At 70.9% G+C, this 15,263-nt stretch carries 12 protein-coding genes and 1 tRNA gene; 10 read left to right on the top strand and 3 right to left on the bottom strand.

Features of this window, described 5'->3' with window-relative positions:
* Positions 1 to 7 precede the first annotated feature (7 nt).
* From asnB to ACZ43N_RS28155, 6 genes are all read left to right on the top strand, one after another.
* Entirely contained in the window at positions 8 to 1,822 is a 1,815-nt protein-coding gene (gene asnB / locus ACZ43N_RS28130) for an asparagine synthase (glutamine-hydrolyzing) (RefSeq protein WP_468101401.1), read from the top strand.
* On the top strand, positions 1,819 to 2,868 hold the full coding sequence (locus tag ACZ43N_RS28135) for a PrpF domain-containing protein (RefSeq protein ID WP_468101403.1): 1,050 nt from the start codon (positions 1,819 to 1,821) through the stop codon (positions 2,866 to 2,868). The genes asnB and ACZ43N_RS28135 overlap by 4 nt, the downstream gene beginning before the upstream one ends.
* Positions 2,847 to 4,013 carry an acyl-CoA dehydrogenase family protein gene (locus ACZ43N_RS28140; RefSeq protein ID WP_468101405.1) on the top strand — a complete coding sequence of 389 codons (1,167 nt, stop codon included), beginning with the start codon at positions 2,847 to 2,849 and terminating at the stop codon, positions 4,011 to 4,013. The genes ACZ43N_RS28135 and ACZ43N_RS28140 overlap by 22 nt, the downstream gene beginning before the upstream one ends.
* 61 nt (positions 4,014 to 4,074) lie before the next feature.
* The gene (locus ACZ43N_RS28145; RefSeq protein ID WP_468101406.1) at positions 4,075 to 5,493 is read left to right on the top strand and encodes a dihydroorotase; all 1,419 of its coding nucleotides are present in this window, start codon (positions 4,075 to 4,077) and stop codon (positions 5,491 to 5,493) included.
* 78 nt (positions 5,494 to 5,571) lie between these two features.
* Entirely contained in the window at positions 5,572 to 6,078 is a 507-nt protein-coding gene (locus tag ACZ43N_RS28150; protein ID WP_468101407.1) for a flavin reductase family protein, read from the top strand.
* Positions 6,079 to 6,095: 17 nt separating this feature from the next.
* The gene (locus ACZ43N_RS28155) at positions 6,096 to 6,791 is read left to right on the top strand and encodes a DsbA family oxidoreductase (RefSeq protein WP_468101408.1); all 696 of its coding nucleotides are present in this window, start codon (positions 6,096 to 6,098) and stop codon (positions 6,789 to 6,791) included.
* 120 nt (positions 6,792 to 6,911) lie between these two features.
* Here ACZ43N_RS28155 and ACZ43N_RS28160 read toward each other — a convergent pair.
* Positions 6,912 to 6,994: transfer RNA gene (locus tag ACZ43N_RS28160), tRNA-Leu, on the bottom strand.
* Between the two features lie 606 nt (positions 6,995 to 7,600).
* Between ACZ43N_RS28160 and ACZ43N_RS28165 the strand changes: the two genes are divergently transcribed.
* Both ACZ43N_RS28165 and ACZ43N_RS28170 read left to right on the top strand, forming a co-directional pair.
* The gene (locus ACZ43N_RS28165) at positions 7,601 to 8,371 is read left to right on the top strand and encodes an ABC transporter ATP-binding protein (protein ID WP_468101409.1); all 771 of its coding nucleotides are present in this window, start codon (positions 7,601 to 7,603) and stop codon (positions 8,369 to 8,371) included.
* Between the two features lie 79 nt (positions 8,372 to 8,450).
* Entirely contained in the window at positions 8,451 to 10,988 is a 2,538-nt protein-coding gene (locus tag ACZ43N_RS28170) for an ABC transporter permease (protein WP_468101411.1), read from the top strand.
* A 67-nt stretch (positions 10,989 to 11,055) separates the two neighbouring features.
* Here the strand turns inward: ACZ43N_RS28170 and ACZ43N_RS28175 are convergent, their stop codons facing one another.
* Together ACZ43N_RS28175 and ACZ43N_RS28180 are read right to left on the bottom strand one after the other, a co-directional pair.
* Positions 11,056 to 12,360, bottom strand: a complete 1,305-nt coding sequence (locus tag ACZ43N_RS28175; protein WP_468101412.1) for a class I SAM-dependent methyltransferase — start codon at positions 12,358 to 12,360, stop codon at positions 11,056 to 11,058.
* A gap of 385 nt (positions 12,361 to 12,745) precedes the next feature.
* The gene (locus ACZ43N_RS28180) at positions 12,746 to 14,131 is read right to left on the bottom strand and encodes an NAD(P)/FAD-dependent oxidoreductase (RefSeq protein ID WP_468101414.1); all 1,386 of its coding nucleotides are present in this window, start codon (positions 14,129 to 14,131) and stop codon (positions 12,746 to 12,748) included.
* A 589-nt stretch (positions 14,132 to 14,720) separates the two neighbouring features.
* Here ACZ43N_RS28180 and ACZ43N_RS28185 point away from each other — a divergent pair.
* Positions 14,721 to 14,993, top strand: coding sequence for a type II toxin-antitoxin system Phd/YefM family antitoxin (locus tag ACZ43N_RS28185; RefSeq protein ID WP_468101415.1), 273 nt, complete (start codon positions 14,721 to 14,723; stop codon positions 14,991 to 14,993).
* Entirely contained in the window at positions 14,990 to 15,259 is a 270-nt protein-coding gene (locus tag ACZ43N_RS28190) for a type II toxin-antitoxin system RelE family toxin (protein ID WP_468101416.1), read from the top strand. Before ACZ43N_RS28185 ends, ACZ43N_RS28190 begins: the two co-directional genes overlap by 4 nt.
* Positions 15,260 to 15,263 lie beyond the last annotated feature (4 nt).

The following is a 15,263-nucleotide window of genomic DNA, read 5'->3' on the forward strand; positions in this document are numbered from 1 at the left end:
TTCAGACATGTGCAGGATATTCGGTCACTTCGACGCCCTGGCCACACCGCACGAACTGCGGTCCGTGGCGGCGGCCCAGCGGCACGGCGGCCCCGACGCGCAGACGCACGCCGTCGGCGCCGGCTGGGCGCTGGGCAACAACCGGCTCGCGATCATGGATCTCGACGGCGGCGACCAGCCGTACACCCTCGGCGAGGACATCGTCGTGGTCTTCAACGGCGAGATCTACAACCACGACGAGCTGCGGGCGAAGCTCTCCGCCCGCGGCCACACCTTCAAGGACACCTGCGACGGCTCGGTCATCCCGGCCCTGTACGCGGAGTACGGTGCCGCCTTCCCCGAGTACCTCGACGGCATGTACTCGGTGGCCGTCGTCGACCTGCGCGGTGAGCCCACGCTCTACCTCGCCACGGACGAGGTCGGCATGAAGCCGCTGTACTACCACTGGGACGCGGCCCGACGGCACCTGTACTTCGCGTCCGAGCTGCCCGCCCTGCTGTCCTTCCGCAACGTGGAGGCCACGCCCGCGGAAGCCGGCCTCGACGCCTACCTGGCGACGAAGACGCCGTTCGGCGAGCAGACCATGTTCGAGGGCATCAAGGTGCTCCCGCCGGCCGCGACCGTCCGGGTCACCCGCGCCGGCGGCATGCACGTCACCATCCGCCCCACCACCGGTGCCCGCTCCCCGCACTGCGCCGAGGCGGAGGCCGCCGAGCACGTACGGTCGCTGCTGCGCACCGAGGTGCACCGGCTCACCGAGGCCGACGTCCCCGTCTCCGCGATCACCAGCGGCGGCCTGGACTCCAGCCTCGTCACCGTGCTGGCCGCGGAGAAGGTGCGCGACCTGCACTCCTTCAACATCGCGTACACCGGCACCTGGCCGTCCGACGAGCGGGCGTTCGCCCGGGAGGTCGCCGAGCGGGCCGGTACGACCCACCACCAGGTGGAGATCGACCCGGCGACCTTCCCGTCGCTGCTGGCCGACGTCGTCTGGCACCTCGGGCAGCCCAACGCCGACCCCATCACCCTGTCCACGTACGCCCTGTTCGGCGCCGTCCGCGACGCCGGCTTCAAGGTGGCCATCACCGGTGACGCGGCCGACGAGCTGTTCGGCGGCTACGACCGGCTGAAGAAGGCCATGGACGCCCCGTTCGGCACGGACTGGGTGCCGGACTACGTCGAGGCTCTCGCCGCCGTCCCGAGGAACCTCCGGGAGAGCCTGTACTCCTCGGACTACCTCGGCTTCGTCACCGCGGCCGGGTCCGCCGCCGAGGAGATCACCGAGCGGCTGCGCGCCTCCACCGCCGACCGGATGACCACGCTCACCGAGTTCGAGATCGGCGAGCGGCTGCCCGCCTACCACCTGCGCCGCGTCGACCACCTGTCGATGTCGGCCTCGGTCGAGGTGCGGCTGCCGTTCTGCCAGCCGAGCGTCGTCCGCTACGCCCGCTCCCTCAAGGCCGACCTCAAGATCGACGGCACCCGCCGCAAGAAGGTCCTCTACGCCGCCGCCGACGGCCTGCTGCCGGAGTCGGTCCTGAACCGCCCGAAGCAGCCGTTCACCCTGCCCATCACCGCCATGCTGCAGCCCGGCCAGGCGCTGTTCGACCACGCCCGCGACCTGCTGGCCGAGGACCGGTTGCGCCGCGGCGGCAAGCTGAACCCGCGCAAGGTCGAGGAGCTGTTCCGCGTCCAGGCCCAGTCCCCGAACGACCGGGCCTCGCTGGCCATCTGGTCGCTGATGGTCCACGAGCTGTGGCTGGACCAGTTCTGCTCGCCCGCCGGCGCGGTCGCCGGGCGCGTCCCGGGGGTGACGGTGTGATCGGGTACATCGCACGGGCCGTGGGGGCCCCGACCCCCACCCTGGTGCTGGACCACCGGCAGCTCCCCCGGGACGAGGAGCGGCTCACGCCGGTGCTCACCCGGATCCGGGAGTGGCTGGAGGCCAACGGCCGCGGCGACATCCTCAAGTTCGCGCTCGTCGAGCCGTCCGCGCACCCCATGTTCGACCTGGACTACCGGTTCGTGCAGGGGCTGACCGGCGGCGTCGACCGGTTCGACTTCAAGGGCAGCTGCGGGCACTCCATCCTCGCCTCGGTGGTCGCCGCCGACGGCCAGGCGTGGCTGCCCCGGCTCGCTCCCGGCGGCCGGGTCCGGGTCCGGGTCATCAACAACGGCGACCACGTGGTGTGCGAGGTGGACGAGGCACGCCGCCGCAGCGGCAGCTTCACCGTGCACTTCCTCCAGGACGCGGGGGCCCGCCTCGACGAACTGCTGCTCACCGGCAACCCGGTGGACCAGCTGATCACCGGCACCGGCGTGCAGGAGGCGTCCCTGGTCTCCATGGGCAACCCGTATGTGTTCGTGGACGCCGACGAGTTGGGCCTGAACAGCGTGGACGAGCTGTTCGGGGCGGGCGACGACATGTACGCGCGCATGCTGGAGATCCGTACGGCCGCCTGCGAACTGCTCAAGTGGCCCACCGACGGCGTCTTCCCGAAGATCGCGGCCGTCGGCCAGTACACGGAGGGCCGGCTCGCCGTGCGGGCCATCTCGGTGCCCAAGTGGCACCCGAGCATCGCGCTGACCGGCACCACCTGCCTGGCCGCGGCCTCCAGCATCCCCGGCACCGTCCCCGAACGGCTGGCGCGCCGGGCCGGGCTGTCGCGCGGTGTCATCGAGATCGACACCCCGGGCGGCAGCACCGCCGCCGCGGCGTCGGTGGCGGGGCGCGGTGACGGCGCCGACACCCTGCACTGGGTCAGCGTCAGCCGCAAACTCGCCCAGCTCGACGAGCCGGCGTGCATCGCCTCGCTCAAGAACTACGACTACAAGGAGGAAACGGCATGGCTCCCGCTGGCGGTCTGACCCTCACTCAGGCGGGCACCGAGGTTCCCACCCGCGCCGAACTCGCCGAGCGTTACGCGAGCCTGACCGACGTCCTGCACCGTCACGCGCAGAGCGCCGACGCCGCCGCCGAGCTCCCGGAGGAGGTCTTCACCGCCCTGCGCGCCTCCGGCATCCTTGGCGCGGCCATCGCCGTGGAGTACGGCGGCCAGGGGGGTGGCTCCCTGCTCACCAACCGGCTGATCGAACTGACGGCCGCCGCGGACCCGTCGGTCGCGATCATCCTGTTCCAGCACTACGCCGTCAGCTCCCGCATCAGCGAGTGGGGCAGCGAGGCCCAGCGCGAGCGCTACCTGCCGCGGCTGGCGAGCGGCGAGTGGATCGCCGCTTCCGCGTGGAGCGAGTCCGGTTCGGGCGCGGACAAGCGCAACCTCGCCACCAAGGCGCGGCGCACCGAGGGCGGCGGCTGGCTGCTGGAGGGCGCCAAGGCGTTCACCACCGGGGCGGGCCTCGCCGACGTGTACCTGGTGCTCGCCCAGACGTCGGCGCCGACCGACGGCCACGCCAGCACCTACGGCAGCGACGGCCAGACGTTCTTCCTCATCGAGGCGGGCAACCCGGGTCTGTTCGCCAACACCGGCATGGACCTGGTCGGCATGCGCTCCTCCGCGACCGGTTTCGTCGAGCTCACCGCCTGCGAGGCCGACGACTCGGCCGTGCTCGGCCCGGTGGGCGCGGCGGTCCGGATCATCGCCGGGGTGCGGGAGTCCGGCGCCACGCTGGGCGCCGTCTCGGCCGGGATCGCCGCCGCCGCGTACCGGACGGCGTTCGCCCACGCGCGGCGCCGCGGCCTCGAGGACCAGCAGGCGGTGCGCCACCGCCTGGTGGACCTCGCCGCGAAGGTCGAGGCCGCCCGCTCGCTGGTCGACGCGTCGGCCCGCCGGGACTCCGCGGAACCGGGCAACACCACCCTCTACAGCAAGATCCTCGGCTCGCGGATCTCCGAGGAGGTCGTGCAGGAGGCGCTGCGGCTCCTGGGGAGCGCCGGCTATCTGCACGACCACCCGCTGAACAAGCTGGCCCGCGACGCCCGCGCGGTCGGCCTCATGGGCCCGACCAACGACCTGGCCCGGGAACTGGTCAGCGCCTCCTGGACCGCCGCCTGACCGCGGCCGCCGCAGCACCACCTCAACCACCGACCTGCCCACCCACCAACCCGGAGGACCTGTGTCGCAGATCCACGACCTCGTCGTCACCAACGCGCGCGTAGTGACCCCTGACGGAGTCAAGCCCGGAGGCCTGGCCGTCTCCGGTGAGCGAATATCGGCGATCCTGGCGGACGGCGAACAGCCGCCCGCCAAGGAGACCATCGACGCGGGCGGCCGCCATCTGCTCCCCGGCGGCATCGACCCGCACGTCCACTTCCGCACGCCGGGCCTCACCCACAAGGAGGACTGGGCGCACGGCAGCCGCGCGGCGGCCGCCGGCGGTGTCACCACCGTCATCGACATGCCCAACACCCAGCCGCCGCTCATCGAGCCGGAGCTGGCCGCGGAGAAGGCGTCCACCGTCTCCGGTGACTCCCTGGTCGACTTCCGTTTCCACATGGGCGTCACGGTCGACAGCGTGGAGAGCCTCCGCCGTCTCCAGCCCCGCCAGGCGACCTCGGTGAAGGTCTTCATGACCGGTCACCACACCGCGCCCAACATCATCCGCGACCCCCTCGTCCTCGACCGCATCTTCCAGGTGGCCGCCGAGCGCGGGATCCGGCTGGTCCTGCACGCGGAGGACGACAGCGTCTTCTCGCTGCTGGACGAGACCCAGGCCCCGCCGACCGGCTACGACGCGTACGAGTCCGCGCACCCGCGTACCGGCGGCATCGTCGCCTCGTCCCGGGTCATCGAACTGGTGCGCAAGCACGGCACCGCCGCGCACATCCTGCACGTCTCCTCCTCCGAGGAGTCGGACCTGCTGAAGGCCGCCGCGAAGGCGGGCCTGCCGATCACCTACGAGGTGACCGCGCACCACCTGTCCTTCTCCGCGCCCGACACCCAGCGGCTCGGCGCCCGGATCCGGCTGCGTCCCGCGATCCGCTGCGAGAAGGACAAGGGCCGGCTGTGGGACGCGGTGATGGAGGGCAGCGTCGCCAGCCTCGGCAGCGACCACGCCCCCCACACCGTCGAGGAGAAGCTGCTGGCCGTCGCGGACGCCCCGCCCGGGCTGCCCGGGGTGCAGGAGCTGATCATCGCCCTGTACACGGGGATGCGGCGCCGCTACCCGAGCATGTCCACCGACGAGGCCATGCGGCACGTCGCCCGGCTCACCGCCGAGGGGCCGGCCGACCTGTTCGGGCTGGGGGGCCGCAAGGGCCGGATCGCGGTCGGTCTCGACGCCGACTTCACGCTGTTCGACCCGGACGTCACCTGGATCATGGCCGCCAAGCACACCTACGCCAAGGTCGGCTGGTCGGCGTACGAGGGCTGGACCTTCACCGGCCGCCCCGACGTCACCGTCCGCCGCGGCGAGATCATCTGGGACGGCCGGGACCCGGAGCAGCCGCGCTTCGGGACCGCGTCCGGTATCTGGCTCGACGCCGAACCGGCGGTACCCGGCGGGTTCACCGCGCAGCGCGAGACCAGCGCCTGATCCGCACGGACCGCAGGGGGGAGGGGCCGTCGGTCCCTCCCCACCGCCCCCATCCGCTTCCCGGCCCCTGGAGGACCGATGTCCGCCGTCGCCCCATCGGATTTCACCCGCGCCATGGCCCAAGTGCCCAGCCCCGTCACCATCGTGACCACCACGGACGGGAGCGGCCGGCGCTGGGGATTCACCGCGAGCTCGTTCAGCTCGCTCTCCCTGGACCCGCCGCTGGTGCTGGTCTGCCCCGCCAAGTCGGCCGGCTCCCACGACACGTTCGCGGCCGCCGAGCGCTTCATGATCAATATCCTGTCCGCCGAACAGGCCGCCATCGCACAGCACTTCGCCCGCTCCGGTCACGACAAGTTCGCCACCGGCGACATGGTCCCCTGCGAGCTGGACCTGCCCGGTCTGCCCGGCGCCACCGCCCGGCTGGCCTGCACCGCGCACGCGGTGCTCGACGGCGGCGACCACAGTATCCTCGTGGGCCGGGTCGAAGCCGTGTACGTCGGCGACCAGGAGCCGCTCGTCTACCACAACCGCACCTTCACCCGCCCGGAGGCGGCCAGCCCCGCCCTGGCCGCAGCCCGCTGAGGACGGAACGCCCCGTGATGAACACCGTGACCGTGTACTCCGACATCGGCTGCCCCTGGGCCTCGCTGGGACTGTTCAACCTGCGGCGGGCAGCCGTCGAAGAGGGCGTCGAACTCGCCGTCGACCACCGGGCGTTCCCTCTGGAGCTGTTCAACTCCCGGCCCACACCCAAGTGGATACTCGACCCCGAGGTCGCCGCCGTGGCCGAGCGGGAACCCGCCCTCGGGTGGACGGGCTGGCAGGGCCCTGAGTCCGGCTATCCGGTGACCGTGCTGCCCGCCATGGAGGCGGTCCAGGCGGTGAAGACCCAGCCCGGCACCCGGGAGGCGGGCCTGGCCGCCTCCGACCAGCTCGACGCGGCCCTGCGTCATGCCTTCTACGCCGAGTCCCGCTGCATCAGCGTCCACTCCGAGATCCTCGCGGTCGCCGACGGCTGCCCCCTGGTCGACACCGGTCACCTCGACGGGGCGCTGCGCCGCGGCACCTACCGCGGGGTCCTCTTCGACCAGTGGGAGGAGTCGAAGGCGCCTGAGGTGCGCGGCAGTCCGCACTTCTTCCTCCCCGACGGCACCGACCTGCACAATCCGGGCATCGCCTTCACCTGGCCGAAGGGCACGCCCCGGCCGCTGATCACCGAGTACACCCCGGCCTTCTGGACGTCCCTGGTCCGCTCCCTGGCCGACCGGGCCCCGGCGACTTCGCTGCCGGACTGACACGCGCCGCGGTCCCCGGAACACACCATTCCGGGGACCACAGCAGCCTTTGCGGCACCCGTCGGCGCGCCATGGCGGTCGACAACGGGTTCTCGCGCACTCACGCCCTGTGAGGGAAGGTGCCCGGAACCGGACTTGAACCGGTACGCCCGCGAGGGGCAGCGAGGTTTAAGCTCGCCGTGTCTGCATTCCACCATCCGGGCAGGCCATGGGCTCCGCGCTGAGGTCCGAGCCTATCGGGAGGCTTCCCCCGAACAGCGGAACAGCGGACCGATGTTGTCTTATTTTATTGATGTCTGAGGGTGCATCAGCCCATGGAACACGCCATCCGCACTTGCCAATAGCCTTTCGTGCGGTGCGACCCGGCGTATGCGGAATGACGGAATTTCACCGCCCGAACGAGTGACCTCCCGACGACCCGCACGGTGACGACTGACTCGTGTAGGCCATGCCGTCCGAATATCGCCGTCCCCGGACGGCCCCTCTCCGGGCACGCCGTCATACCCAGGTATGACGGCGTGCCGCTCCGTCAGTCAGAAGTCTGCCCCCGGAACCAGAACTGCGGCTGACTACACGGCGGCTCGGGATCGCGACGATGGAGACATCCTCGAAACGTCGCCCGCCGCGGAACGGCGGACGTCCACCCAGGCATCGCCGCACCGGCCCCAGGGCCCCGCACCACCGGCGCCACGCCCGGGTCGCGGCGTCCGCCGGCACGGCCCTCAACCGTCCAGGACACCGCCTCCGTTCCGCCCGCCCACGTTCCTCGAACCGTCCAAACGCCCTCGCCCCGACAGGAGTTCCCTCCCGTGACCACCACTCCCCTCGCCGACCGGGCCACCGCCGTGGCCGCCCGCGCCACGGAACTGTCCAAGGTCTACGGACAGGGCGAGACCCGGGTCGTCGCCCTGGACCGGGTGACCGTCGACTTCCGGCAGGCCCAGTTCACCGCGATCATGGGCCCCTCCGGATCCGGCAAGTCCACGCTGATGCACTGCGTGGCGGGCCTGGACGGCTTCTCCTCCGGATCCGTGCGCGTCGGCGACACCGAGCTCGGCTCCCTGAAGGACAAGCAGCTCACCCAGCTCCGCCGGGACAAGATCGGCTTCATCTTCCAGGCGTTCAACCTGCTGCCGACGCTGACCGCGCTGGAGAACATCACCCTCCCGATGGACATCGCGGGCCGCAAGCCGGACAAGCAGTGGCTCGACACCGTGATCGGGATGGTCGGTCTCGCCGACCGGCTGAGCCACCGGCCCGCCCAGCTCTCCGGCGGCCAGCAGCAGCGCGTCGCGGTGGCACGGGCCCTCGCCTCCCGGCCGGACATCGTCTTCGGCGACGAGCCCACCGGAAACCTCGACTCCCGCTCGGGCGCCGAGGTCCTGGGCTTCCTGCGCAACTCCGTGCGGGAGCTGGGGCAGACCGTGGTGATGGTGACGCACGACCCGGTGGCGGCGGCGTACGCGGACCGGGTCGTCTTCCTCGCCGACGGACGGATCGTGGACGAGCTGTACGAGCCGACGGCGGACTCCGTCCTGGACCGCATGAAGCGGTTCGACGCGAAGGGCCGCACCAGCTAGTGCTGTGACCGCCCGGCGGACCGCAGCGCCCGCCGACCCCGTCCACCTCACCACCCGACCCCGAACAGGGACCCCTTTCATGTTCCGTACCGCCCTGCGCAACGTGCTCGCGCACAAGGCCAGACTCCTCATGACCGTGCTCGCCGTGATGCTGGGCGTCGCCTTCGTGTCGGGCACGCTGGTCTTCACGAACACCATCTCGGAGGCGTACCAGAAGAGCTCCGCCAAGGGCTTCGACCATGTGGACGTCGCCGTCCAGCAGGCGTACCGCCCGGACGAGGGCGACCGGATCGCCGAGCAGCCGAAGCTGACGCCCGAGCTGCTGAAGAAGGTCGAGCAGGTGCCCGGCGCCGAGTCCGCGACCGGTGTCGTCAGCGGCTTCACCGCGCTCGCCGACAAGGACGGCAAGCTGATCGGCGGCGGCTTCCAGTCCCAGGGCGGGAACTACTGGGGCGAGGACGACCCCAGGTACCCGATCGAGGACGGCCGCGCGCCCCGGGGCGCCAACGAGATCGCCATCGACGCGAAGACCGCCGAGCGGGCCGGCTACAAGGTCGGGGACACCGTCCGGCTGTCCGTCGACGGCCCGGTCCTGTCCCCCACCATCAGCGGCGTCTTCACGACGGACGACGGCAATGTCGCCGCCGGCGGCAGCCTCACCCTGTTCGACACGGCGACCGCGCAGAAGCTCTTCCACAGCGCGGGCGAGTACGACGAGATCACCGTGACCGCGACGCCCGGCACCAGCCAGGACCGGCTCCGGTCGGCGATCGACAAGGCCGTCCCCGAGGACGTCGCCACCACCGTCACCGGTGAGCAGCTCGCCTCCCAGCAGGCCACGCAGATCGCCGCGTCCATGAGCGGCCTGAAGAACGGTCTGCTGGTCTTCGCCGGCATCGCCCTGTTCGTGGGCACGTTCATCATCGCCAACACCTTCACGATGCTGGTCGCCCAGCGCACCAAGGAGCTGGCCCTGCTGCGGGCGGTGGGCGCCTCCCGCCGCCAGGTGACCCGCTCGGTGCTGGTCGAGGCGTTCGTGGTGGGCGCGGTCGCCGCGGTCACCGGTCTGGCCGTCGGCGTCGGCATCGGCGCCGCGATGCGAGTCCTGATCGGCACGCTCGGCGACACCGTCCCCGACGGCCCGCTGGTGGTCTCGCCCGGCACGGTCGCCACCGCCCTGCTGGTCGGTGTCCTGATCACCATGCTGGCCGCCTGGCTGCCGGGCCGCCGCGCGGCGAAGATCCCGCCGGTGGCGGCGATGAGCAGCGTCCACGCGAAGGCCACGACCCGGTCCCTCGTCGCGCGGAACACGATCGGCGCGCTGTTCTCCGGCGCGGGCGTCGCCACCGTCCTGTACGCCACGACCCTGGAGGGCTCGGACGGCCAGGTCCCGATGGGGATCGGCGCGGTACTGCTGATCATCGGTGTCTTCGTGCTGACCCCGCTGCTGTCGCGCCCGCTGATCGCGGCCGCCGCCCCGGTCCTGCGTGTCTTCGGTGTCTCCGGCAAGCTCGCCCGGCAGAACTCGGTGCGCAACCCGCGCCGCACAGCCGCCACCGCCTCGGCCCTGATGATCGGTCTCACCCTGATCACGGGCATGACGGTGATGGCGGGCAGCCTGCAGACCGCGATCGGCAAGATGGCCGCCGACTCGATCAAGGCGGACTACGTCGTCTCGATGGCCAACGGCAGCTTCCTCTCCCCGGATGTGGAGAAGAAGCTCGCCGGCGCCGAGGGCGTCACCGCGGTCTCGCCGCTGCGCAACGCCGAATCCCGCATCGACGGGCGGACGGAGTACGTCACCGGCGTCAACGGCGACGCCATCGGCGAACTGACGAAGCTCCCCGTCGACGAGGGCGCGTTCGAGGTCGGCGGCCCGAAGGTCGTGGTGGACACGGAGACCGCGCGGCAGAACGGCTGGAAGGCCGGGACGTCGTTCACGGCCGGGTTCGAGGGCGGCGAGAAGCAGAAGCTGACCGTGACCGGGATCTACGAGGCCAACGAGCTGATGCGGGGCATCCTCCTGGACAACCGGACGCTGGAGGAGCGGCTGCCCGCCGACTCCCGCCCGGCCGACATGATGGTCATGGTGAAGACCTCGGCCGGTGCCTCGGAAGCCGCCAAGGACCGGCTGGCGAAGGCCCTCGGCGACAACCCGGCGATCAAGATCCAGGACGGTCAGGACCTCTCCGACGACATCGCCCGGATGTTCACGCTGATGCTGAACCTGCTGTACGGCCTGCTGGCCATGGCCGTGATCGTCGCGGTCCTCGGTGTCATCAACACCCTGGCCATGTCCGTCTTCGAGCGGTCGCAGGAGATCGGCATGCTCCGCGCGATCGGCCTCGACCGCCGGAACATCAAGCGGATGGTCCGTCTGGAGTCCCTCGTCATCTCCCTGTTCGGCGGTGTCCTCGGCATCGGTCTCGGCGTCTTCTTCGGCTGGGCGGCCGGCGAGCTGGTCGCCTCCCGGATGCCGACGTACGAACTGGTCCTGCCCTGGGCCCGGATGGGTGTCTTCCTGCTGCTGGCCGGCACGGTCGGCGTCCTGGCCGCGATGTGGCCGGCCCGGCGCGCGGCGAAGCTGAACATGCTGGCCGCGATCAAGGCGGAGTAGAGGCTCCGCCACGACGGCCCGCGGGGCCCGCTCCTTCCCGGAGCGGGCCCCGCGGCCGTGTGGGAGCTCAGGCGCCCCAGGTACGGGTTCTGAGCGGCAGCCCCGACGCACCCCCTTCCGGCGTCCGCACGGCCAGCACCTGGTTGACGCCGATGCGGTTGCGTTCGAAGCCGAGGGCGGAGGCGGCCATGTACAGGCGCCACACGCGGGCGCGGCCCGGACCGGCGAGGGCGGCGGCCCGGGACCACTGGGCTTCGAGGTTGGTGACCCAGGCGCGCAGCGTGAGGCCGTAGTGCTCGCGCAGGGACTCCACGTCGCGGACCTCGAAACCGGCACGTTCGAGCTGGGTCACGGTGGTGCCGATGGGCGCGAGTTCGCCGTCGGGGAACACGTACGCGTCGATGAACCCGTTGAGGGAGTAGCCGTTCTCGTCGGGCCGCGGACGTCGCGAGATCTGGTGGTTGAGGAGCCGCCCGCCGGGCCGGAGGAGGGCGTACAGGTTCTCGGCGTACGCCAGGTACCTGTCGGCGCCGACGTGTTCGGCCATGCCGATGGAGGAAATGGCGTCGTAGGGCCCGTCGGTGACGTCCCGGTAGTCCTGGACGCGGATCTCGATCCGGTCGGTCAGCCCCTCGTCCGCGACCCGCTTGCGGGCGTACGCGGCCTGTTCCTGGGAGAGGGTGATGCCGACGACGTGGACGCCGTGGTCGCGGGCGGCGTGCACGGCCATGGAGCCCCAGCCGCAGCCGACGTCGAGGAGGCGCTGCCCCGGGGCCAGGTCGAGCTTGCGGCACACGAGGTCGAGCTTGGCGCGCTGGGCGGCCTCCAGGGTGGTGGAGCCGTCGGAGGTCTCCCAGTAGGCGCAGGAGTACACCATCGACGGGCCGAGGACGATCTCGTAGAAGTCGTTGCCCACGTCGTAGTGGTGGCTGACGGCCCGTTTGTCGCTGCGTCTGGTGTGGAGGTGGCGGGTTCTTCGCACCTCCTCGCGGGGCGGTTCGGGCGGCACCAGGACGGCGGGCCCGGCCAGTTTCAGCAGCCCCCGGACGGCCGCACGCGTCTCCGGGTCGCGCAGGACGTCGGTCAGGCTCCGGGAGTCGTCGTCCCGCTCCCACACATGCCCGGCCATCAGGTCCAGGACGGCGTAGAGATCCCCCTCGACGTCCAGGTCACCGGCGACCCAGGCGCGGGCCAGGCCCAGCTCGCCGGGCTTCCACAGCAGCCTGCGCAAAGCTCTGCGGTTCCGTACGACCAGCGCTGGGGCCTGAGGGGGTCCCGCCTCCGACCCGTCCCAGGCCCGAAGCCGGACCGGGAGGGGGGCCCCGAGTACCTGCTCGAACAGGCTCTTCAGCCGCGACGCGGCGTCCTGCATGACGCGCACCTCCGTGACAAGAGATCCCGGAATGTCCAACGCCACGGTAAACACGGGTGAGGCTTCGCCGTAGTCCCGGTAGAGGGTGTGTTTCGGCTGCGGGTGAGTGGGGGTCGCTCGCGCCCACGCGGCGGAGCCGCATGTGTCACCGCCCCGCGCCCCTGACGGCATGGGCCTGCGGCCCGGCCTTCATCGAAAAGCACGGGGCGCAGCCCCGGCGCTTTTCAGGGGCGCGGGGGCTGCGCGAGAAACCACAACGCACCCGCACCCGCCGACGAACCCGCGCCCCCGAGCTACAAGGCGCCCCCCGGAAACGCCGAAGGACCCCCCGCACCACGGATGGCGGAAGGTCCTTCGGGTCGAACGACTGGGTGACCGGAGAGGGTCAGGAGGCCTTGGCCTTCTCCTCGGTCTTGGCCGGAGCCGCGGCGACCGGCGCCGGCTTGGCCGCCTCGTAGAACTCCTCGCGAGGAGACTCGATGGCACCGAGGGAGACGACCTCGCGCTTGAGGAACATGGCGAGCGTCCAGTCCGCGAAGACACGGATCTTGCGGTTCCAGGTGGGCATGGCCAGACCGTGGTAGCCACGGTGCATGTACCAGGCGAGACGGCCCTTGAGCTTGATCTTCATCTTGCCCATGACGATCATCGCGACGCCCTTGTGGAGGCCGAGGCCCGCCACCGCGCCCTTGTTGGAGTGCGCGTACTCCTTCTGCGGGAAGCCCCGCATGCCGGAGACCACGTTGTCGCCGAGGACCTTGGCCTGACGCAGTGCGTGCTGGGCGTTCGGCGGGCACCAGGCGTTCTCGACGCCGGCCTTGCGGGCGGCGACGTCCGGCACCTGCGCGTTGTCGCCGGCGGCCCAGATGTAGTCGGTGCCCTGGACCTGGAGGGTCGGGGCGGTGTCGACGTGGCCGCGGGGGCCGAGCGGGAGGCCGTAGCGGGAGAGGACCGGGTTCGGCTTGACGCCGGCGGTCCAGACGATCGTGTTGGAGTCGACCTCGAGGCCGTTCTTCAGGACGACGTGGCCGTCGACGCAGGACTCCATGGAGGTGTTGAGGTAGACCTCGACGCCACGGCTTTCCAGGTGCTCCTTGCCGTACGTGCCGAGCTTCGGGCCGACCTCGGGGAGGATCTTGTCGGCGGCGTCGACGAGCACGAAGCGCATGTCCTCGCGGGACACGTTCTTGTAGTACTTCGCGGCGTCGCGGGCCATGTCCTCGACCTCGCCGATGGTCTCCGCGCCGGCGAAGCCACCGCCCACGAAGACGAAGGTCAGCGCCTTGCGGCGGACGTCCTCGTCGGTCGTGGAGTCGGCCTTGTCGAGCTGCTCCAGCACGTGGTTGCGCAGGCCGATGGCCTCCTCGATGCCCTTCATGCCGATGCCCTGCTCGGCGAGGCCGGGGATCGGGAAGGTGCGGGAGACGGCGCCGAGCGCGATCACCAGGTAGTCGAAGGGCAGCTCGTACGCCTCGCCGACCAGCGGCGCGACGGTGGCGACCTTGCGGTCCTGGTCGATGGTGGTGACCCGGCCGGTGAGGACCTCCGCCTTGGGAAGCACGCGTCGCAGCGGGACGACGACATGCCGCGGGGAGATGCTGCCGGCGGCGGCTTCGGGGAGGAAGGGCTGGTAGGTCATGTACGACCGGGGGTCGACGACCGTGACGGTCGCCTCGCCGTAGCGCATCTTCTTGAGGATGCGCCGAGCTGCGTACAGGCCTACGTACCCACCGCCTACTACGAGGATCCTGGGACGCTCCGTGGTGCTCATGCCATCGAGTATGTACCCGCCATCCGGGGGGTGCTCGTGCGCCCCTTCACAAGCTTCCTCAGGCCCTCTGCTACACTGCGCGGCCCTCGTGATCGAGGTCATCGCTCAGCAGGGGAACCACGTCGCAGGGCCGACCGTTGTCAATGCCGCGTGAACTGCCCTTCCGGTCCCGCGGACCCCTTGCCGACACTCCGATCGGGCCCCGGTTTTCACCCGGACGAGTGCCCTTCACAACCCCTTCGGAGGCGCCCTCTCGACCCTCCGGAGCCCCCGAAGGCTCTGCGCAGCCTCAAAACGTCGCCCAACAGGGCCGATTCTCTTGTGAAGAACTTCACGAAGTTTTCCGGCGGCGCGTCAACGAGGGATACCAGCACACCCCTCGAAGGCGCTCATACGTTATCCGAACAGCTCAACCGAGGCTACCGGCGAGTAGTAAACACTTGCTCACATACGCCCTGGGCCGACCGGGAGGACACCCGGAACCGCCCGCCCTGCTATGCGGCGGACCAGGCGATGCCGTCGAGGATCGCTCGCGAACGCGACGCACCGAAAGAAGCATCGTGTACACATTGATGCGTACACTGGTCTCATGGCTGAGAACACCGTGACTGTACGAGAAGCCCGCGCGCACCTCGCCGACCACATCAACCGGGCCGAGCAAGGCGTTCCGACCGTCATCACGCGCAACGGTGCTCCGGTGGCGGCCGTGGTCCCGATCGCGGATTTCGAAGCCCTGGAGGAAGCGGCCGACGTCATGCTGGCGCGCGAAGCCGAAGCGGTCCTGGCCGAGGGCGGCCCCACCGTGACGATGGCAGAACTGCTGGCAGACCTGTTCACCGAGCAGAACGGCGATGCGGCTTGAAGAACGCCTTCCGGTACACCACGGCGGCGCAGCGGCAGCTGCGGGCCATCAGCCGGCCCGACGCCATGCGCATCCTGACCGCGCTGACCGCGCTCGGTGACGACCCGTACCGCGAGGACGCCGACGTCAAGAAGCTCACCGGCCCGTCCGGGCTCTACCGACTCAGGGTCGGAAGCTACCGTGTCGCCTACCAGATCAACGATGGTGAACTCGTCATCCTCGCCGTCAAGGCGGGCGACCGGCGGGACGTGTACCGCAGCCTGTAGGCGG

The sequence above is a fragment of the Streptomyces sp. NPDC030814 genome (assembly GCF_055572155.1).

What these genes read in the sequence shown, in the direction of transcription:
- asnB (WP_468101401.1), top strand. Translation starts at nt 8, where the DNA reads ATGTGCAGGATATTCGGTCACTTCGACGCCCTGGCCACACCGCACGAA.
- ACZ43N_RS28140 (WP_468101405.1), top strand. Translation starts at nt 2,847, where the DNA reads ATGGCTCCCGCTGGCGGTCTGACCCTCACTCAGGCGGGCACCGAGGTT.
- ACZ43N_RS28150 (WP_468101407.1), top strand. Translation starts at nt 5,572, where the DNA reads ATGTCCGCCGTCGCCCCATCGGATTTCACCCGCGCCATGGCCCAAGTG.
- ACZ43N_RS28155 (WP_468101408.1), top strand. Translation starts at nt 6,096, where the DNA reads ATGAACACCGTGACCGTGTACTCCGACATCGGCTGCCCCTGGGCCTCG.
- ACZ43N_RS28170 (WP_468101411.1), top strand. Translation starts at nt 8,451, where the DNA reads ATGTTCCGTACCGCCCTGCGCAACGTGCTCGCGCACAAGGCCAGACTC.
- ACZ43N_RS28175 (WP_468101412.1), bottom strand. Translation starts at nt 12,360, where the DNA reads ATGCAGGACGCCGCGTCGCGGCTGAAGAGCCTGTTCGAGCAGGTACTC.
- ACZ43N_RS28180 (WP_468101414.1), bottom strand. Translation starts at nt 14,131, where the DNA reads ATGAGCACCACGGAGCGTCCCAGGATCCTCGTAGTAGGCGGTGGGTAC.
- ACZ43N_RS28185 (WP_468101415.1), top strand. Translation starts at nt 14,721, where the DNA reads ATGGCTGAGAACACCGTGACTGTACGAGAAGCCCGCGCGCACCTCGCC.